Here is an 18,062-nt window from a genome sequence, read left to right as displayed (position 1 = left end):
TCAGGCCCTTCCCGCCGGGGTCCGTTGCGGCTCAAAGCGTTCAGTGGGCAACGCGGTCGCCATGGTGCCGCGCAGCTGGTCCAGATCGCCGCTCAGCACGCCGTGCGCCCGGGCTTGGATCAGTACGTTACCGATCGCCGTGGCCTCCACGGGACCGGCAACCACTGGCCTGCCCATGTGATCGGCGACCAGCTGGCACAACAACCGGTTACGGGCCCCGCCGCCCACCAGGTGCACGGTATCCACCGGAACCCCCGACAGCGCCGCTGCCTGCTCCACCCCACGGGCGAACCCCGCCGCAAGACTGACCACGATCGCGCGGGCCATCTCGGGCCTGCTCTCGGGAGCGCGCAACCCACGCTCGGCGTACCAGCCGCGGATGCGGTCGGGGACGTCACCGGGATCGATGAAGCGTGGGTCGTCGGCTTCGAACACGTCCATCGGCGGGCAGGCGGCAGCCTGCTCGAGCAGCAACGGGAGGTCGACGGGTGACCCGTCGCGCTCCCAGTGCCGAACCGTCTCGCTCAGCACCCACAGCCCCATCACGTTGCGCAGGAACCGGATTCGCCCGTCGGCACCCACCTCGTTGGTGAAGTTCGCGGTACGCGCCGCCTCGTTGACGATCGGGCGATCCAGTTCCACCCCGACCAGGGCCCACGTGCCACAGGAGACGTAGGCGGCCGACTCAGCGCGCATCGGTACCGCAACAACGGCCGAGGCGGTGTCGTGCGATGCCACCGTCGTCACCTTCAGCCCATCGTGCAGGCCGGCCCGTGCGGCTAGCTCCGGTAGTACCGTCCCGAGTTCGGTGCCCGGTTCCGTGAGCTGGGGGAAGAGACCAGGAAGGCCGAGCATCGTCTCGAGTTCGTGGTCCCACCGCCCGTCGATGCCCAGCAGACCGGTGGTCGAGGCGTTGGTGCGTTCGGTGGCGCTGCGGCCGGTCAGCCAGTAGCCGATCAGATCGGGCACCAGCAGCGCGGCGTCTGCCAGGTCCAGAAGACCGGCGGCGCGGTCGGCCGCCAACTGGAACATCGTGTTGAAGTTCAGGAACTGCAGACCGTTTCGGGCGAAGATCCGCTCCTGGGTGAGCGTCGCGTGCACCGCGTCGGCGCCGAATGCGCACCTGGCGTCGCGGTAGTTGTGGGGCAGCCCGAGCAGCCTTCCCTCCCGCAGCAGGCCGTAGTCGACGGCCCACGAGTCAACTCCAACGCTCGTCAGGTCGTCGGCGGCGCGCTGCCCCTCGGCGAGCCCCGTGCACACCTGAGCGAACAGTCCAGGAAGATCCCAATGCATGGCGGTGCGTTCCCCGTTCCACAGGTACACCGGATCATTGGAGAAGCGGTGCAGGGAACGCAGTTTCAGCGAGCCGGGACCGATGTCGGCGAGGATGACCCGGCCGCTGGTGGCGCCGAGGTCGACCGCGACGAACCGAGCCGATGTCACCGTCGGATCCTCGCGAAGACGCTCATCGGAGGAATGCGGCCGCCACACCCGCGTCCACCGGCACGTGCATGCCGGTCGTGTGGGAGAAGTCCGACGTACACAGCGCGAAGGCGGCATTGGCGATGTTCTCCGGCAGCACTTCACGTTTGAGCAAGGTGCGCTGCGCGTAGTACTTGCCGAGGTCCTCCTCGGGGACGCCGTAGACGGCTGCCCGCTTGGCGCCCCAGCCGCCAGCGAAGATGCCCGAGCCACGGACCACCCCGTCGGGATTGATCCCGTTGACCTTGATGCCGTGCACGCCGAGTTCGGCAGCCAGCAGCCTCACCTGGTGGGCCTGGTCGGCCTTGGTCGCCGAGTAGGCAATGTTGTTGGGCCCGGCGAACACCGAGTTCTTGGACGAGATGTAGATGATGTCGCCGCCGAGCTTCTGGTCGATCAGCGCCCGTGCCGCGGCCTTGGACACCAGGAACGATCCTCGGGCCATCACGTTGTGCTGCAGATCCCAATCCTCGGCAGTGGTCTCCAGCAGCGACTTCGACAGAGACAGGCCTGCGTTGTTCACGACGATGTCGATGCCGCCGAACGCGAGCACGCACGCATCGACCGCGGCCTGGATCGCGCACTCGTCGGTCACGTCGGCGGCGATGCCGACCGCGATATCAGCGGAGCCGATCGCATCTCTGATTTCTGAGGCAGCGGCCTCAGCCTTCCCGGCATCGAGGTCGGCGATGACGATGCACGCCCCCTCGGCGGCGAGGCGCGTCGCGATGGCCTTGCCGATCCCGGAGGCGGCGCCGGTGATGAGCGCAATGCGCGTGGCCAACGGCTTCGGCTTGGGCATCCGGGCAAGCTTCGCCTCCTCCAGCGCCCAGTACTCGATGCGGAACTTCTCCGCTTCGTCGATCGGGGCGTACGTCGAGATCGATTCGGCGCCGCGCATCACGTTGATGGCGTTCAGAAAGAACTCACTTGCCACGCGCGCGGTCTGCTTGTCCTTGCCGTAGCTGAACATCCCGATACCGGGGACCAACACGATCGCCGGGTCGGCGCCCCGGATCGCCGGGCTGTCGTCGGATGCGTGCCGGCCGTAGTAGGCCTGATAGTCCGCGCGATACGCCTCGTGGAGCGCGGCCAGGCGCGTGCGAGAGTCGTCGACCGAGGCGTCGGCTGGCAAGTCGAGCACCATCGGCTTGACCTTGGTACGCAGGAAGTGGTCGGGGCAGCTGGTACCCAGCGCCGCGAGCCGGCGATGCTCGGTGCTCGCCAGGAACTCCAGCACGCGGGGATCGTCGGTGAAGTGCCCCACCTGTGGGCGGTCCGTCGATGCGAGGCCGCGGATGAACGGCGCCAGTTCGGCGGCCTTGGAGCGACGCTGCTCGTCGGGTAGGGCGCCGAAGCCGGCGAGTGGCGCGCCGAACGGTTGCGGACGCCCGTTGGCGTCGATGTAGCGTTGCGCGGTCTCGATGATCTCCAGCGAGTGCGCCTCCGCCGCTGCCGACGTGTCGCCCCACGCGGTGATGCCGTGCCCGCCCAGGATGGTCCCGATGGCCTGGGGGTTGCGCGCCTTGATGTCCGAGATGTCGCGCCCGAGTTGGAATCCGGGCCGACGCCACGGCACCCAGACCACGCGATCGCCGAAGATCTGTTTGGTCAGCGCCTCCCCGTCGGCCGCGGTCGCCAGCGCGATTCCGGAATCGGGGTGCAGATGATCGACATGCGCGGCGTCCACCAGGCCGTGCATCGCGGTGTCGATCGACGGCGCGGCGCCTCCCCTGCCGTGCAGGCAGTAGTCGAACGCCGCCACCATCTCGTCCTCGCGCTCGACGCCGGGGTATACATCGACTAGAGCCCGCATGCGGTCCAGCCTCAGCACCGCGAGGCCGCCCTCGGTCAGGGTGCCCAGGTCTCCGCCGGATCCCTTGACCCACAGCAGATCCACTGGATCACCGGTGACGGGGTCGACCTCGATGCCCTTGGCCGAGGTGTTGCCACCCGCGTAGTTGGTGTTGCGCGGATCGTTGCCCAGCCGGTTGGACCGGGCGATCAGCTCGGCGACGGTCGGGTTCGTCATGTCATGCTCCCCAGGAGGACTGTGTACCTCCGACGCGCTCGGCGTCGATGGCCTGCTGATATCCGGATTCGGCGAACGCCCGCATCGGGTACTCGGGAAGGCCGCGCTCGGCGCGCCACTGTGCCATCGCGGGACGGACGTCGGTATAGAAGGCGTCCATGAAGATGCCGTTGGCGCTCAGCACGTCGCCCGCGTCCTGCGCCGCGGCCAGCGCGGCGGTGTCGACCAGCAGCGCGCGAGCGGTCATCTCGGCGACGTTCAGCACCGAGCGGATCTGACCGGGAATCTTGGCCTCCACGTTGTGACACTGGTCGAGCATCAACGCCAGACCCGATCCGGACTCCAGCCCGCCACCGCGGATGACCTCGAACATGATGCGGAACAGTTGGAACGGATCGGCCGCACCGACAATCAGGTCGTCGTCGGCGTAGAAGCGCGAATTGAAGTCGAACGACCCGAGCCGGCCCAACCGCAGCAGCTGCGCGACGATGAACTCGATGTTGGTGCCCGGTGCGTGGTGCCCGGTGTCCAGGCAGACCATTGCCCGGTCACCAAGGGCGGAGACCTGGGCATAGGCGGTGCCCCAGTCGGGTACGTCGGTCATGTACGTCGCCGGCTCGAAGAACTTGTACTCCAACACCATCCGTTGGCCTTCGCCGATGTGCTGATAGATGGTGGACAGCGATTCGGCCAACCGGTCTTGCCTGCCGCGGATGTCGCCCTGGCCCGGGTAATTGGTGCCGTCGGCCAGCCAGATCTTCAGGTCCCGCGATCCCGTCTGGTCCATGATCTCGATGCAAGCCAGGTGGTGGTCGATCGCCTTCTGCCGAACGGCCTTGTCGGTATGGGTCAGACTGCCGAACTTGTAGTCGTCGTCCTGGAAGGTGTTGGAGTTGATGGTGCCCAGCTCGACACCGTGCTCGCGGGCGTAGGCCCCCAGTGCGGCGTAGTCGTCGACGCGGTCCCACGGGATGTGCAGCGCGACGGTGGGAGCCATGCCGGTGAACCCGTGCACCGTTGCGGCGTCGGCAATCTTCTCCTGCACCGTGCGCGGAGTCCCGGGCGTGCCGAACACCTTGAATCGGGTGCCGGAGTTACCGAACGCCCACGACGGCAGCTCGATGGCGAGGTCGTCCAGCAGCGCGTTCATCGCTCTATCACCTCCATTGCGGTGCCGCCGGGCTTGCGGCAACGCCCGTGCCGATCCGCATTGAAACGTTTCAATAAGTGATCTGGACCATAGACACCTTTACAATGCGAAGTCAACACCGACGTCGCGGCTCGACGTGCGCCATCCAAACCGTCCCCTGCGACACTCCACCTGGACCCCATTCACTGACATAGATTCGAGTGAGACACCGCCAGTCTTCGCCGAGGGAGATCCGAACATGAGTGTGTGGTTCATTACCGGCGCGTCCCGCGGGTTCGGTGCCGAGATCGTGGACAAGGCCCTCGCCGCGGGCCACGAAGTCGTCGCGACGGCCCGCAACACCACCGGCATCACCGACCGATTCCCAGATGCCGGCGACCGCGTGCTTCCCGTCGCCGTCGACGTCACCGACGAAGCCCAGATCGCCGAAGCGGTCGCCGCGGCCGTCCAGAAGTTCGGCCGGATCGACGTCGTGGTCAACAACGCAGGCCGAGGATTACTGGGCGCCGCCGAGGAAGCATCCGACGCGGCCGCGCGTTCCGTCTACGACACGAACGTCTTCGGTGTTCTCAACGTCATCCGAGCCGTGTTGCCGACACTGCGGGCGCAGCGGTCCGGCCGGATCATCAACATCTCCTCGATCGGCGGGTTCGGCGGAGCGGCCGGCTGGGGCGTCTACTGCTCAACGAAGTTCGCCCTCGAAGGGTTCTCCGAAGCCCTCGCCGCCGAGTTGGCACCGTTGGGGATCGCCGTCACCATCGTGGAACCCGGCTATTTCCGGACCGACTTCCTCGACGCGTCCAGCCTGCACACCGAGGCGGCGATCATCGACGACTATGCCGAGACCGCAGGCGCGACGCGCACCACCGCGACGGACGTGAACCACGCCCAGCCGGGCGATCCGGTCAAGGCAGCGGCAGCGATAGTCCACATCGGGGACGTTGCCGAACCGCCGTTGCGCCTCCAGCTCGGCCGCGACGCCTATGCCGCGGTTGCGAAGAAGCTGCAGGTGGTCGCGGCCGAGCAGGCCGCCTGGCATGACCTGTCGGTGTCGACGGATCATGACGACGTGACGTCGGGCTGAGACTCAAATCCTTTGACTACCGCTCGTGACCGAAGGGTCAGTGAGCGTTCAGGGCCGCACCTCGACGGGCTGAGCTAGACGCCCGCCTCCGAAGGAGCTACTGGCACGGTCGATCTCGCCGAAGAAGACAATGACGTCGTTGGGATCCGATCCTGCCGCCTGTAGTCGAGTCACGATCGCCGACAGAAGCAAGCGCTTCCTGTCGTCAGCAGTCCCCGACGAGACCAAGACCTCGATCATCAGGACGTGCTCGCTGCGAGGCTTCTGCAGATCGGGATAGCGAGGGCTGACGCGAAAGTCGGCCTCGTCCAAGGAGATGAACCTCTGGAAGTGATCGTCCTCGGGATAGCCAGCGCTGACGCTGGCTTCGTGAATGGCGGCGGATATTGCGTCCTTCTCCGTCACCGTTCTGCCGGAACGCATGGTGACGGTGAAGAGTGGCATGAGATCCCGATTTTCGGGGAGTAGGAGGCGGTCCATTCATGGCAGGTGTTGATCTCATCGTAGCGCTGGCGGGTCGCCTGCCCCCTGACTCAACCGTCCGCACACCGACCCCCGGATCCGTACCCTGGGGCTACACGCCCAAGCAGTTTGGAGGGCCAAATGTCGCTGAAGCCGGCACACCTCGCACCGTTGATGTTGATCGCCGCCGCCATTGCCGCTGCGCCAGTGGCTGCCGCCGAACCGGTGCCTCACGGATCTGCCGACACCGTCATCAATGAATTGAAGAGTGAGGGTTACATCGTTCAGATCAACTGGGTGAGTGGCTTCAACACCGAACCGCTCGACGTGTGTCAGGTGACCGGGGTCAACATTCCAGGCGACTCCCCCGAAAGCCGCACCACTGCATACGTCGACGTGTCATGCCCGAATCATCCGGACGAGGACAGCGGCTCGTTTGGCATCGGAGTCGGGCTCGGCTGAATCGGATCCAGGCTGAGATTCAATTCCCTTGACTACCAAGGTGGTGCTCGAACCAGCTTGGAGTGTTCTGCGATTGTTGGTGGCACGGTTAGATCCGTACGACGTTCTCCCTATCGTCATGAGATGGCACGTCTGGGTTCCGAACGAGCCGCACCGACCGCCAGTGTGGGCTCGCTGGAGCGTTCGTTGGAGTTGATCGGCGCGCGCTCGGCGATGACCCTGCTCCGTGAGGCGTTCCACGGCGCCCGGCGATTCGATGACCTGGTGAGCCGGGCGGGCTTGTCGAGCATGGCCGCATCGGCACACCTGAAGGAGTTCGTCTCCGCCGGGGTTGATCGTCAGGCGGCCGTACCAGTCCCCCAACGGCACTCGCTGCGAGTACGTGTTGTCCGATCTCGGCAACGAATGCCTTCCGGTCGTGCTAGACGTGATGCGCGTCGCCGTCGAAACTGCTTCGCAGACAGCCGAACTCCTCGCCGACCACGGCTGACCTCGCCAACGTTTCGCCGAACCGGCGGACTCTGTGAGGATCGCTGTGAGTTGCCTGGGCAAGTGCCCACGAGCCTGTCACGCCCGCACCGGTAAGCCTAACCTTACCCAGAGCTGGGTTCAGCGGCCGGTGGCCTGAGGTGACGGGAGAAACGTGCAGGGCATCTTCGTTGGCACGTTCCTCATCGGGCTGCGCGAGGGTCTCGAAGCCACGCTCATCGTCAGCATCGTCGGCGCCTTCCTCAAACGCAACGACAAGCCCGTACGCCCCATGTTCATCGGCGTCGGATTGGCCGTCGCCATCAGCATCGCGGTCGGCACGGGCTTGGAGGTCGTGTCCGCATCACTCCCCCAGCGCCAGCAGGAGATGCTGGAGACGGTCATCGGCGCGATCGCCGTCGTCTTCGTGACGACGATGATCATCTGGATGAACCGCTACGCCTTTCGCATGAAGGGTGAGCTGGAACGGGAAGCGGCACAAGCGATCAACAGCGGCGGTGCGTTCGCACTTGCGGTCATGGCCTTCCTCGCCGTGCTCAAGGAGGGATTCGAAACCGCGGTCTTCCTGCTTGCGGCCGCCCAGGCGACGCATGGCAGTCGGTGGTTCGCCGTGCTCGGCGGCCTGGCAGGCATCGCCGTGGCGATCGCCTTGGGCGCCGGAATCTACTTGGGCAGTCTCAAACTCGATCTGGGCCGGTTCTTCCGCATCACCGGAGTCTTCCTGGTGTTCATCGCCGCCGGTCTCGTGATGAGCAGTCTGCGGACGGCGCACGAGGCGGGCTGGATCAGCATCGGTCAGCAGCGTGCGTTCGACCTCTCGGGCTGGATGCCCACGAAATCCGTTCTTGGGGCGTTGATCACGGGAATGTTCGGAGTTCCTCCCGATCCCCGCCTGATCGAAGTACTCGGCTGGCTCCTCTATGCCGTGCCCGTCCTGATCGTGTTCCTGTGGCCGGTACGGCTCGCCCCGGCGCCCGTCGCGAAACGCCGAATCCTGGTGTGCACCGCGGCGGGACTCGCGGCGGCCGCGGCGGCGCTGGCCGTGTTCGTCCCGGCCGTCGGCGCCGATTCGCCGGGGCCGACGCGTGCGGTCACCACCGCCGGCGGACGCGCCGCGACCGTCACGGTCGGCACCGACGGGCCGTTTCGCACACTAACCGTCACCGGCCCTGGCGATGAGGACCAACATATCCGGCTCGACGACGCGGGTCAGCAGGCGGTCGATGGCGTCGACGTCACCGTCTTGCAGGCAAAGGTCTCCACCGACCCCGGCGTCACCACGACCCCGATCAACCTCGGTGAGTTGGCGCACCTGACCGGGGGACGTCTGCCTGTCGGGTTGGGAAGCGCACGCACTCCCGGACCGTTCGACGCCACCTGGAGCGCCAGCACCGTCTACACGGTGCGCGTCCATGGCGACGACGTCGTCGCGGCCGAGGGCGCCAGTACGCGGGTGGCGACTCTCAGTGGTGGCGGTCTGGTCACCCCCAAGGTCGTCAGTCTCGGCGGCCTCGACACCGATTGGGCCACCGCGACCTCCGACGACGACGCGGCCGCGGCGCAGATCACCCAGGCCGACAACGACGGAAGGGAACGCACGCTGTGGACGGTGTGGCTCCCGATCGTGCTGGGCGCGGCCGCCGTGGCCGTTTCATGCGTCGCGGTCCGCAGCGGCCTCAAGACTCCGAAAACGGAAGGTAAACAACAACATCATGGTGAACAGCCGAAGCGAGACGAGATCGTTGTCTCGTAACATCTGGCTGGTCGTGCCGGCCGCCGCTGCAGCGCTGGCCCTTTCGGCCACCGCGTGCAGTCCGAGCAACGATGCCGCCAAGAGCACCCCGGGCAGCGCAGGCACGAGCTCGAGTGCCGCCAACGGCGTCAAGGCGGTGAACGTCACGCTGGCCAACGATGCCGGGAAGGACACGTGCTCACTGGACTCCGCCACGGTGCCCGCCGGGCCAGTCACCTTCAACGTGACCAACACCAGTGCACCCGGTATCACCGAGATGGAGTTGTTGAAGGACCAGCGCATCGTGGGTGAGAAGGAGAACCTCGCGCCCGGCCTCGATCCGGTCTCGTTCACCGTCACCCTCGACGGCGGAAAGTACAAGGTGTACTGCCCGGGTGCGGGATCGGAGTACCTCGACTTCACCGTCACCGGCCAGGCCCCATCGGCGCCCACCGGCACCGTGCAGACGATCCTGAGCCAAGGGACCAAGGACTATTCGGCCTACGTGGTCGACCAGGTCAACCAGCTGAACACGGCGGCCAAGGCGCTCGACACGGCCGTACAGTCGGGCAACGTCGAGGCCGCAAAGACCGCCTACGCCACGGCGCGGCCGTTCTACGAGCGGGCCGAGTCGAGCGTTGAGGGTTTCGTGATCCCCGGCTTCGCGGTCGACGACAACGCAGGCAACCTCGACTACCTCATCGACATGCGCGAGTCGACCCCGGTGGACGACAAGGTGGGCTGGAGGGGCTTCCACGCCATCGAACGTGACCTCTGGCAGGGCAATGCCATCACGCCCGCCACCAAGGCGCTCAGCACCGAATTGGTCGGCAACGTCGGCAAGCTCGTCGGCGTCGTCGGGCCATTGCAGTACAAGCCGGAGGATCTCGCCAACGGCGCCGCCGATCTGATCGAAGAGGTGCAGAACACCAAGATCAACGGTGAAGAGGAAGCCTTCAGCCACATCGACCTGGTGGACTTCGCAGGCAATGTCGAAGGCGCACAACAGGCTTACGCCTCCCTCCGGCCGGGTCTGCAGAAGATCGACGCCAACCTGGTGACGCAGCTCGATCAGCAATTCCAGACGGTACTGACGACGCTCGACGGCTACCGGGATGCGAAAGCGCTCGGCGGCTACCAGGTGTACACGCCTCAGGTGCGGGCGGCCGACGCGGCCAAGCTCACCGCGGTGATCCAGCCGCTGCACGAAAGTCTGTCCACCGTCGCGCAGAAGGTGGTCTCAGCCACCTGATGACGGCCGACGGCATTGAACCGGACACCCCTCGAGAGGCGGCCCCACAGGTCGCCTCACCGGGGGTGTCCCGGCGCGGAATGCTTTCCGGCGCACTGTGGGCGGGACTTGGCGGAGCCGCCCTCGGTGGGATCGCCGGGGGCGCCGCAGGTATGGCGATGGCGTCGTCACCCAACGTTGACGACGTCGTCGACCTCCATGGCAGCTACCCGTTCTACGGACAGGGCCACCAGGGCGGCATCGAGACTCCGCCGCAACGTCACAGCGTCTTCATGACGTTCACGTTCGCCGACGCGGCGACCCGAAGGTCGTTGCAGACCCTGCTGGCCCGGTGGTCGGCCGCGGCTGCGGTGCTGCAGCAGGGCGCGCCCGTGGGCTCGGTGCAACCGGGCGTCGAGGTTCAGCCTCCCGGCGACACCGGTGAAGCCTTCGGGCTGAGCCCGGCGAGCCTGACCGTCACGATCGGGCTCGGCCCTTCGGTGTTCGGCGAGCGGTTCGGTCTCGCGTCGCACAAGCCGGCACTGTTCTCGCCGCTGCCGCCGCTAAACGGCGACACCCTCGATCCCAAGTTCACCGGTGGCGACCTCAGCGTGCAGGCCTGTGCCGACGACCCGCAGGTCTGCTACCACGCGGTGCGCAACCTGGCGCGGTTCGGGCGCAGCATCGTGTCTCCCTCTTGGGCGGTACTCGGCTTCGGCCGCGCCTCGGCAGGCCCCGGTCAGCAGACACCACGAAACCTGTTGGGGTTCAAGGACGGGACCCGCAACATCGCCACCAGCGACGAGTACTCCCGCTACGTCTGGGTCTCGGGCGGCGACCAGCCGTGGATGAACGGCGGCACCTACCAAGTGGTCCGCAAGATCAGAACGCTGCTGGAAACGTGGGATACCGACCGCGTCGGCAATCAGCAGCAGATCTTCGGGCGGCACAAGCAGGAGGGCTCGCCTCTGACCGGGAGCGCTGAATTCGACACCCCCGACTTCGCTGCCCACGACGGGGCAGGCGCACCAGTCATCGACCCGCTGTCGCACGTCGCCCTCGCCGCACGGGAGAACAACGACGGCATCATGATTCGGCGCAGGAGCTACAACTACACCGACGGCCTGGACGCCGACGGCGAGCTCAATGCCGGGCTGTTGTTCATCTCCTACCAGAACGACCCGCAACACTTCATCCGTCTTCAGACCCGTCTCGGCGCGCACGACCTCCTCAACGAGTACATCCGCCACATCGGCTCGGCGATCTTCGCGATCCCTCCCGCACCCGAAGAAGGTCACTACATCGGCCAACCGCTATTCGCCTGACCGCCTGGACCTCGCGGGTTCGTCGCTGGCAGTGTGGCCCATACGCGGAAGGAGATCCCCATGGGCGACGCTTCGACGGGCACGGTGGCGCGTCTTCGGCACGCGATGTTCGAGCGGCACTCGAATCCGTGGAGTGCGTGGACGCGCTGGGCGAGTACCCCACTGGTCCTGGTTCCGGTGTGGACACGGCGTCGGCGCGATGCGGCGCTGGTCGCCGGCTGGCTCGCCGTCAACCCGGTGTTGTTCCCCAAGCACGACCACGACCGGGCGTGGGCGACACGCGCGATACTCGGCGAGGAGCTCTGGATCGTCGACCGCCCGCGCGACGCGTCGATGGTCCCCTCCGCCGTCACGGGAGCGATCTCGATCGGTGCACTCGTCGCCGCCAGGCACCATCACCTGCGCGCCGCGGTCGTCGCGACCGCAGTCCAGATGGCGCTGGTCCTGGTGTACTGGGAGCTGATGGCGCGCTTGTTCGACCGGCGCCGATCTCCCCGTTGAGATTGCGTCCAGGGTCGTGATGATCGAGTGGTGACAGCCCTGGACGCAGGATCAACGGGAGACGTCAGGCACCATGGACTCATGGACGATACGTCAACGACCAGCGCCGGCTTCGCGCTTTGAGCTTGGCATTGGAACCAGAGGGTGGGGTGTATCGGCTGCTGAGGCTGCCGATGCGGGTGCTGTCGCTGCGCACCATCGTCGTCATCTCGGCGCTCGCGGTCGTCATTCTCGTCATCACGCTCGGCACGTGGGTGTGGATCGGCGTCACCAATGACCAGTACAGCCAGCTCGACCGGCGCCTGGACTCGGTGAGCGGCCTTGGCGACATCAGTTCGCTGCTCAGCACCGCACAGCGGACCAGTGCCGCGGAACCCATGCCCGACGGCAGCCTGGTACGCACCGCCCGTGTGGCCGGAACGACCGTGTCGGTGCCAAGCGACATCACGCTGCCGGAGTTCGACAGCGGTTACGCCAACACCACCATCAACGGCGTGGAGTACCGGGTGCGGACCTTCACGGCGGGTCCGGCCTCGATCGCGCTCGGTGCGCCGGTGGCCGAGACCCAGCATCGAATCAACGAGCTGCACCTGAGGGTGCTGCTGATTTGCGGCGGCGTCATCGTCGGCACCGTCTTGGTCGGCTGGGTGATGTGGTTGATCATGATCAACCCGTTCCGGCTGTTGGCCCAGCAGGCGCGCGCCATCAACGCCCAGTCCAATCCCGACGAAGTTCAGGTGCGCGGGGTGCAGGAGGCCGTCGAGATCGCCGAAGCGGTCGAGGGGATGTTGGCCCGCATCGGCAGTGAGCAGCAGCGCACCAGAGCGGCGCTGGAATCGGCCCGTGACTTCGCTGCGGTCGCCTCGCACGAACTTCGCACCCCGCTGACGGCCATGCGCACCAACCTGGAAGTGCTGGCCACCCTCGACCTTCCCGACGAGCAGCGCAAGGAGGTGCTCGGCGACGTCATCCGCACCCAGGGCAGGATCGAGGGCACCCTGACGGCGCTGGAGCGCCTGGCGCAGGGCGAACTGACCACCGTCGACGACTTCGTCCCGTTCGACATCACCGAGCTGCTGGACCGCGCCGCTCACGACGCCCAGCACACCTACCCCTCCCTGCACGTATCACTGGTGCCCTCGCCAAGCGTGCTGATGGTGGGACTGCCTGCAGGGCTGCGACTCGTCATCGACAACGCCATCGCCAACGCCGTCAAACACGGCGATGCGACCGAAATCCAGCTCAGCGCAATCAGTTCCGCCGATGGTGTGGAGATCGCCGTCGACGACAACGGCGCTGGAGTACCAGAGGAAGAGCGCGACGAGGTCTTCGCGCGGTTCTCTCGAGGGACGAATGCTTCCCGGTCCGGCTCAGGGCTAGGGCTCGCACTCGTCGCACAACAGGCCGAGCTGCACGGCGGCACGGCATCCTTGGGGGCCAGCCCGTTGCGCGGTGCGCGACTGCTGTTGCGGCTGCCGGGAACACGATGATCAAGCTCGTCTTCTGCCTGCGGCGACTACCGACGCTCTCGGTTTCGGAATTTCACCATTACTGGGTTGAAAACCATGCGGAACTGGTGCGTCAGCATGCTCCAGTGCTGCGGATTCGCCGCTATACCCAGAGCCACACCCTCTCGGACCCACGCCTCTCTCCGGTGATCAAGGCACGCGACGGACAGGTCGATTCGTTCGATGGTGTGGCAGAACTCTGGTGGGACAGCATCGAAGACATGGTCGAGGCAGGCTCCTCGCCCGAAGGACGGATCGCCGGGCAGGCGCTTCGTCGCGACGAACAGACCTTCATCGACCTTCCAAATTCTCCGCTGTTCTTTGCAAGAGAGCACCTGATCGTCTCGACATGACGATCGTTCGACGCGCGAGCAGGGCTGCCCCTTCATGGTTCCCTCAGCCGAGCAGTAGCGCGTCGCGGCGAGGGGCGAAGGACCCAACCCGGTTCGACCTCTTCGACGGGGTGACCGCCTCGTCGGAAGTTAAGTGAGCACACCGGAGCCTCGATCTACGAGGAATTCATCAACCGACTAGGCGTGCCTGTCGAGACGGTCACATTCAACGATGACCTACCCGAAAACCTGCGGCCCGCAGCTAGACTCGGCATTCGCCCGATACTCTCCCATGCTCGACGAAGTCGCTCAGTGCGTTGACGACGATCGGCGCGCTGAGGACGACGACGCGCTGACCCGGAACCGCTACAACAGATCGAGCACACTGTGGCAGTCGGGCTCGACCTGCAACTCGCTGTCGCCTGCCGCTAAGTGCTTGCGCCACAACCCTTCAGCGTCCTGAGCCGCTCCTGCGGCAACGAACTCGACGAAGCGAATGTGCGCGCGATGCGCGTCCACGACGCCTGCGAGGACGGCGGCCGTATTGGTGTAGATCATGCGGCGGTACGCCAGCGCGCGGTAGTTCGTCCACATGGCGGCGAGATTCCGCTCGGCCAGGCCGTGCTCCCACGGCGATGGATGGGCCAGGTCGAGGAAGTCGCCGTCGATCAGGCAGTGCCATACCTCTGCCGCTGACAACTGGGCATGAATCTCGTTGCCGACGCTGCTCTTCCCCGTTCCAGATCGGCCCCCGACGAGCAAGGCCTCGCTTCGACCGCTCATGTTTCCGACCTCCTGCGCTCGACATCTGGGAAGGTAATCGGCGCTCGACACCCCACCACGAATGGATCACTTGACACCCTTGAGTGTGAGGTGCATCATCTGACAAAACGTTTTATCAATCAGTTCTGACCCACTCGCCATCTGCCAAAACCTTTTAGCTTAGGAGACTCGTGCTCACGACCGCAGCACCCGAGAACGCGACAGATGCCGCCAACGACCTCGCGCTCGAACGCTTCTACGCGGCCCAACCACACCTGGTCGACATCGCCCAGGCGCTGGACGTCATCCCCGGCATGCGCCGCGATCTGGTGCTGACCTCGGGTCCCACCATGCCCTGGTCCGAGTACACCGGCGGCCAACGCACGGCGATCCTCGGCAGCGTCGTCTACGAGGGCCTCGCGACCGACCTCGCCACTGCAGCCCGCGCGCTCGAGAGCGGCGAGGTCACGGTCGAGGGGTGCCAGGACCACGACTGCGTGGGCTCGCTGTCCGGCGTCACCTCGGCGTCGATGCCCGTCGTCGTCGTCGAGGACGCCGCCGACGGTCAGCGGGCGTTCTGCACGCTCTTCGAAGGCGAAACGCCAAGCCGGCTGAACTACGGCGTCTGGGACGAAGCGGTCCGCACCAATCTGCACTTCCTCTCCGACACCATCGGGCCGGCTCTCGGCCAAGCGGTACGCCGACGCGGACCCATCAGCCTGCTTCCGATCATGCAACGGGCGCTGCGTCAGGGCGACGAGCTGCACAGCCGCAACGCGTCGGCATCGTTGTTGCTGCTGCGCGAGATCGTGCCGGCCATCGCCTCCGGCGGGAAGGCCGTCGCCGAACTGGTTGCCTACCTGACCGCAGGCGACTACTTCTTCCTGCGTCCCGCAATGGCTGCGGCGAAGGTCCTGTCCCTTCGCATGGCGAACATCGAAGGATCGTCCATCGTCACGTCAATGGCCATGTCGTGCAGCCAGTTCGGCATTCAGGTCTCCGGCCTTGGCGATCAATGGTTCACCGGTCCCCTGCCCCGATTCGAGCACTACAAGCTCACCGACGGCCACACCATCGACGACGCCCAGTTCATGGGCGGCGAGAGCATCATCACCGAGGTCTGCGGCCTCGGTGCCTTCGCCCAGACTGCGGCGTTCACCCTGCAGGACTACCAGGGCGGCGTCGAGAACATGATCCGGTTCAACACGCAGATGTACGAGATCACCCGCTCCGAGAGCCGGCTGTTCACCCTGCCGTTCCTCGACTTCCGTGGCTCCCCAACCGGTATCGACGTGCACGCCGTCGCGCAGACCGGCATTACCCCCGTAATGGACATCGGCATCGCAGGAGCCCACGGCGGTCAGATCGGCGCCGGACTGGCCCGCGCCCCACACCAACCCTTCGCCGACGCAAGCGCCGCTCTGCGCGCCTGAACCACCCCACCCCCCTCTAGAAAAGAAGGTAGCAATGGACACCGTCACGCCCCTCTCCGAAGATCACGCCGGAATCGCCGACGGCCTCGCCAAGCAGGGCGTCAAGTACGCCGTCGGATGCTGGATCGACGTGCAAGGCCGACCGAAGTCGAAAATCGTTCCCATCGACCATCTTCCGAATCTACTCGCCGGATCGGAGCGCTACACCCCGCGGGGAATGGGCGGGATCGGCCGGATGAATCCGGTCGAGGACGAGGTCGTCGGCATCGCCGACGCGAGCACCCTGCAGGTGCTGCCGTGGGACGCCCGCTTCGCCTGGATGGTCGCCGACATGTCGATGGGCGGACGGGAACCCTTCGCGCTCTGTCCTCGATCGATACTCAAACGCCAGGTCGCCGAAGCCGCCGAGATGGGATACGTCTGCCAGCTCGGAATCGAACCCGAGTTCTACGTGTTCAAATCCGAGTCGATCGCATCGGGTCGTCTCGAGCCCATCGACATCAGCGGATCGCTGCAACCCACGCCCGCTTATGATCTCGAGGTCGCGCTCGACGCCATGCCCTTCCTCGATCGCGTCGTCGACTACATGAACCGGCTCGACTTCGGCTTGTTCAGCTTCGACGCCGAAGGCGGTGAGGGTCAGTACGAATTCGACTTCGCACACGCCGAGGTGATCGAAGCGGCCGACAAGATGACGTTGTTCCGCCTGCTCGTCAAGCAGGCCGCCAAGGAGACCGGCCTGCTGGCGACCTTCATGCCCAAGCCCTTCGCCGAACTGTGGGGCTCCGGCTCGCATTTCAACATGAGCCTCGAAGACCGCAACACCGGCGAGAACGTGTTCAAGACCGGAAGCGGCAACACCGGGTGGCGTAAGGAGGCCTTGCACTTCGCAGGCGGCATCCTGAAGCACGCCCGCGCACTGGCGGCGCTGTCGAACCCCACCACGAACTCGTACCGACGGTTGGTGCCCCGGCTCGCCGACGGGAACTTCTCTTGGGCCCCAACCAAGATCAGCTACGGACACAACAACCGGTCCTGCATGCTGCGCCTGCCCGCCAACCGCCCCGCCATCGAGAACCGCAGTGTCGACTCGGCGGCCAACACCTACCTGACGGCGGCATTCATGCTCGCCGCGGGACTGGAGGGCATCCGCGACGGTATCGACCCTGGTAAACCCGAAGACGTGGTGTCCTACACCGACGATTCCATCGACGTGCTGCCGCGCACCCTCATAGACGCGATCGAAGCGTTCGACGCAGATCCCCTGACGCGTCAGGTCTTTCACGAAGCCTTCGTCACGGACTACGTCGAGATGAAGAAGGCCGAGTGGCAGCACAGCCATGGTCAGGTGAGCGACGCCGAACGCGACGCCTACCTGCTGAACCTATGACCGTCATCGGTATCACCACTGGCCCGACCGAGCGCCCGGAGGTGGTGTCGGCCTTCACCGCGGCGGTGCTCGCCGCCGGCGGCGTGCCCATGCTGCTGCCGACGGTTCTCGGTGACTCGGCGGGCGTCGACGAGGTACTCGGCCGCGTCGACGCGCTGCTGCTCTCGGGCGGCGGAGACGTCCACCCCTCGGAGTACGGCGAGAGCGTACGCACGACGCTGGACGCCGTCGACCGCCAACGCGACCGCATGGAACTGCGGGCCTTCCGGGCGGCACACCACGCGGGCAAACGGGTCCTCGGCGTCTGCCGCGGAGCCCAGCTCATCGCGGTGGCCACCGGTGGCTCACTGATCCAGGACCTGATCGCCGAGGGCCATCACGGCCACCTCGACGAGAGCCACGACCGCGGTTACGCCACGTTGCGTCACGGCATCAAGGCCGACGTCGGCTCGGTCGCCGAGGCAGCACTGGCCACCGTGTGCGACGTCAATTCCCATCACCACCAAGCGATCCGGGACGTCGGCGCGCTGCTGACCGCCACCGCGTGGGCCCACGACGGCATCATCGAGGCCGTCGAAGCCCCCGGGGTGCTGGGTGTGCAGTGGCATCCAGAAGCACTCATCGCCGGCGATGACCGCCACCTCGAGCCATTCCGCTGGCTCATCAACGGTAACTAACCTGAGGCAA

The 18,062-nt window shown here is 66.1% G+C and carries 16 protein-coding genes; 11 read left to right on the top strand and 5 right to left on the bottom strand.

Features of this window, described 5'->3' with window-relative positions; genetic code table 11:
* From HNP02_RS27065 to rhaI, 3 genes are read right to left on the bottom strand one after another with little or no spacing between them, the layout of a single operon-like run.
* Nucleotides 1-1,443 (bottom strand): rhamnulokinase family protein, encoded by a 1,443-nt coding sequence (locus tag HNP02_RS27065; RefSeq protein ID WP_309241703.1) that lies wholly within the window; start codon nucleotides 1,441-1,443, stop codon nucleotides 1-3.
* 22 nt (nucleotides 1,444-1,465) lie between these two features.
* Nucleotides 1,466-3,514 (bottom strand): bifunctional aldolase/short-chain dehydrogenase, encoded by a 2,049-nt coding sequence (locus tag HNP02_RS27060; RefSeq protein WP_184443704.1) that lies wholly within the window; start codon nucleotides 3,512-3,514, stop codon nucleotides 1,466-1,468.
* Nucleotide 3,515: 1 nt separating this feature from the next.
* Nucleotides 3,516-4,664, bottom strand: coding sequence for an L-rhamnose isomerase (rhaI, locus tag HNP02_RS27055; protein ID WP_184443703.1), 1,149 nt, complete (start codon nucleotides 4,662-4,664; stop codon nucleotides 3,516-3,518).
* 238 nt (nucleotides 4,665-4,902) lie between these two features.
* Here rhaI and HNP02_RS27050 point away from each other — a divergent pair, with 238 nt between their 5' ends.
* Nucleotides 4,903-5,748, top strand: coding sequence for an oxidoreductase (locus HNP02_RS27050; RefSeq protein ID WP_184443702.1), 846 nt, complete (start codon nucleotides 4,903-4,905; stop codon nucleotides 5,746-5,748).
* Between the two features lie 48 nt (nucleotides 5,749-5,796).
* On the opposite strand, the gene HNP02_RS27045 is transcribed toward HNP02_RS27050, so the two are convergent.
* Nucleotides 5,797-6,192, bottom strand: coding sequence for a tautomerase family protein (locus HNP02_RS27045; RefSeq protein WP_184443701.1), 396 nt, complete (start codon nucleotides 6,190-6,192; stop codon nucleotides 5,797-5,799).
* Between the two features lie 159 nt (nucleotides 6,193-6,351).
* Here HNP02_RS27045 and HNP02_RS27040 point away from each other — a divergent pair, with 159 nt between their 5' ends.
* From HNP02_RS27040 to HNP02_RS27010, 7 genes are all read left to right on the top strand, one after another.
* On the top strand, nucleotides 6,352-6,672 hold the full coding sequence (locus HNP02_RS27040; protein ID WP_255506982.1) for a hypothetical protein: 321 nt from the start codon (nucleotides 6,352-6,354) through the stop codon (nucleotides 6,670-6,672).
* 643 nt (nucleotides 6,673-7,315) lie between these two features.
* Complete coding sequence (efeU, locus tag HNP02_RS27035) at nucleotides 7,316-8,914, top strand: iron uptake transporter permease EfeU (protein WP_184443700.1); 1,599 nt, start codon at nucleotides 7,316-7,318, stop codon at nucleotides 8,912-8,914.
* Nucleotides 8,874-10,145 carry an iron uptake system protein EfeO gene (gene efeO, locus HNP02_RS27030; protein WP_184443699.1) on the top strand — a complete coding sequence of 424 codons (1,272 nt, stop codon included), beginning with the start codon at nucleotides 8,874-8,876 and terminating at the stop codon, nucleotides 10,143-10,145. Before efeU ends, efeO begins: the two co-directional genes overlap by 41 nt.
* Nucleotides 10,145-11,449: a Dyp-type peroxidase gene (locus tag HNP02_RS27025; RefSeq protein WP_184443698.1), complete on the top strand. Its 1,305-nt coding sequence runs from the start codon at nucleotides 10,145-10,147 to the stop codon at nucleotides 11,447-11,449. Before efeO ends, HNP02_RS27025 begins: the two co-directional genes overlap by 1 nt.
* A gap of 60 nt (nucleotides 11,450-11,509) precedes the next feature.
* Entirely contained in the window at nucleotides 11,510-11,950 is a 441-nt protein-coding gene (locus HNP02_RS27020) for a DUF6653 family protein (protein ID WP_184443697.1), read from the top strand.
* Between the two features lie 173 nt (nucleotides 11,951-12,123).
* Complete coding sequence (locus tag HNP02_RS27015; protein WP_184443769.1) at nucleotides 12,124-13,440, top strand: HAMP domain-containing sensor histidine kinase; 1,317 nt, start codon at nucleotides 12,124-12,126, stop codon at nucleotides 13,438-13,440.
* Complete coding sequence (locus HNP02_RS27010) at nucleotides 13,437-13,811, top strand: EthD domain-containing protein (RefSeq protein ID WP_184443696.1); 375 nt, start codon at nucleotides 13,437-13,439, stop codon at nucleotides 13,809-13,811. Before HNP02_RS27015 ends, HNP02_RS27010 begins: the two co-directional genes overlap by 4 nt.
* 345 nt (nucleotides 13,812-14,156) lie before the next feature.
* On the opposite strand, the gene HNP02_RS27005 is transcribed toward HNP02_RS27010, so the two are convergent.
* A complete protein-coding gene (locus HNP02_RS27005) occupies nucleotides 14,157-14,573 on the bottom strand; it encodes a hypothetical protein (RefSeq protein ID WP_184443695.1) in 417 nt (138 codons plus the stop codon).
* A gap of 170 nt (nucleotides 14,574-14,743) precedes the next feature.
* On the opposite strand from HNP02_RS27005, the gene HNP02_RS27000 reads away from it, so the two are divergent.
* The 3 genes from HNP02_RS27000 to HNP02_RS26990 are packed head-to-tail and all read left to right on the top strand — an operon-like array spanning nucleotide 14,744 to nucleotide 18,052.
* Nucleotides 14,744-15,985 (top strand): DUF1116 domain-containing protein, encoded by a 1,242-nt coding sequence (locus HNP02_RS27000; RefSeq protein ID WP_309241701.1) that lies wholly within the window; start codon nucleotides 14,744-14,746, stop codon nucleotides 15,983-15,985.
* Between the two features lie 34 nt (nucleotides 15,986-16,019).
* Nucleotides 16,020-17,375 (top strand): glutamine synthetase family protein, encoded by a 1,356-nt coding sequence (locus HNP02_RS26995; RefSeq protein ID WP_184443694.1) that lies wholly within the window; start codon nucleotides 16,020-16,022, stop codon nucleotides 17,373-17,375.
* Entirely contained in the window at nucleotides 17,372-18,052 is a 681-nt protein-coding gene (locus HNP02_RS26990; RefSeq protein WP_184443693.1) for a gamma-glutamyl-gamma-aminobutyrate hydrolase family protein, read from the top strand. Before HNP02_RS26995 ends, HNP02_RS26990 begins: the two co-directional genes overlap by 4 nt.
* The last annotated feature ends 10 nt before the right edge of the window (nucleotides 18,053-18,062 follow it).

Source organism: Mycobacterium sp. AZCC_0083 (assembly GCF_014202335.1).
Classification (GTDB): Bacteria; Actinomycetota; Actinomycetes; order Mycobacteriales; family Mycobacteriaceae; genus Mycobacterium.
The sequence above is the reverse complement of the archived record's forward strand: the minus strand, read 5'-3'. Positions and strand labels throughout refer to the sequence as shown.

Excerpts from the sequence above, each read along its gene's own strand:
- HNP02_RS27060 (WP_184443704.1), bottom strand. The coding sequence starts at position 3,514 with ATGACGAACCCGACCGTCGCCGAGCTGATCGCCCGGTCCAACCGGCTG.
- rhaI (WP_184443703.1), bottom strand. The coding sequence starts at position 4,664 with ATGAACGCGCTGCTGGACGACCTCGCCATCGAGCTGCCGTCGTGGGCG.
- HNP02_RS27050 (WP_184443702.1), top strand. The coding sequence starts at position 4,903 with ATGAGTGTGTGGTTCATTACCGGCGCGTCCCGCGGGTTCGGTGCCGAG.
- HNP02_RS27045 (WP_184443701.1), bottom strand. The coding sequence starts at position 6,192 with ATGCCACTCTTCACCGTCACCATGCGTTCCGGCAGAACGGTGACGGAG.
- HNP02_RS27040 (WP_255506982.1), top strand. The coding sequence starts at position 6,352 with ATGTCGCTGAAGCCGGCACACCTCGCACCGTTGATGTTGATCGCCGCC.
- efeO (WP_184443699.1), top strand. The coding sequence starts at position 8,874 with ATGGTGAACAGCCGAAGCGAGACGAGATCGTTGTCTCGTAACATCTGG.
- HNP02_RS27025 (WP_184443698.1), top strand. The coding sequence starts at position 10,145 with ATGACGGCCGACGGCATTGAACCGGACACCCCTCGAGAGGCGGCCCCA.
- HNP02_RS27020 (WP_184443697.1), top strand. The coding sequence starts at position 11,510 with ATGGGCGACGCTTCGACGGGCACGGTGGCGCGTCTTCGGCACGCGATG.
- HNP02_RS27015 (WP_184443769.1), top strand. The coding sequence starts at position 12,124 with ATGCGGGTGCTGTCGCTGCGCACCATCGTCGTCATCTCGGCGCTCGCG.
- HNP02_RS27010 (WP_184443696.1), top strand. The coding sequence starts at position 13,437 with ATGATCAAGCTCGTCTTCTGCCTGCGGCGACTACCGACGCTCTCGGTT.
- HNP02_RS27005 (WP_184443695.1), bottom strand. The coding sequence starts at position 14,573 with ATGAGCGGTCGAAGCGAGGCCTTGCTCGTCGGGGGCCGATCTGGAACG.
- HNP02_RS26995 (WP_184443694.1), top strand. The coding sequence starts at position 16,020 with ATGGACACCGTCACGCCCCTCTCCGAAGATCACGCCGGAATCGCCGAC.
- HNP02_RS26990 (WP_184443693.1), top strand. The coding sequence starts at position 17,372 with ATGACCGTCATCGGTATCACCACTGGCCCGACCGAGCGCCCGGAGGTG.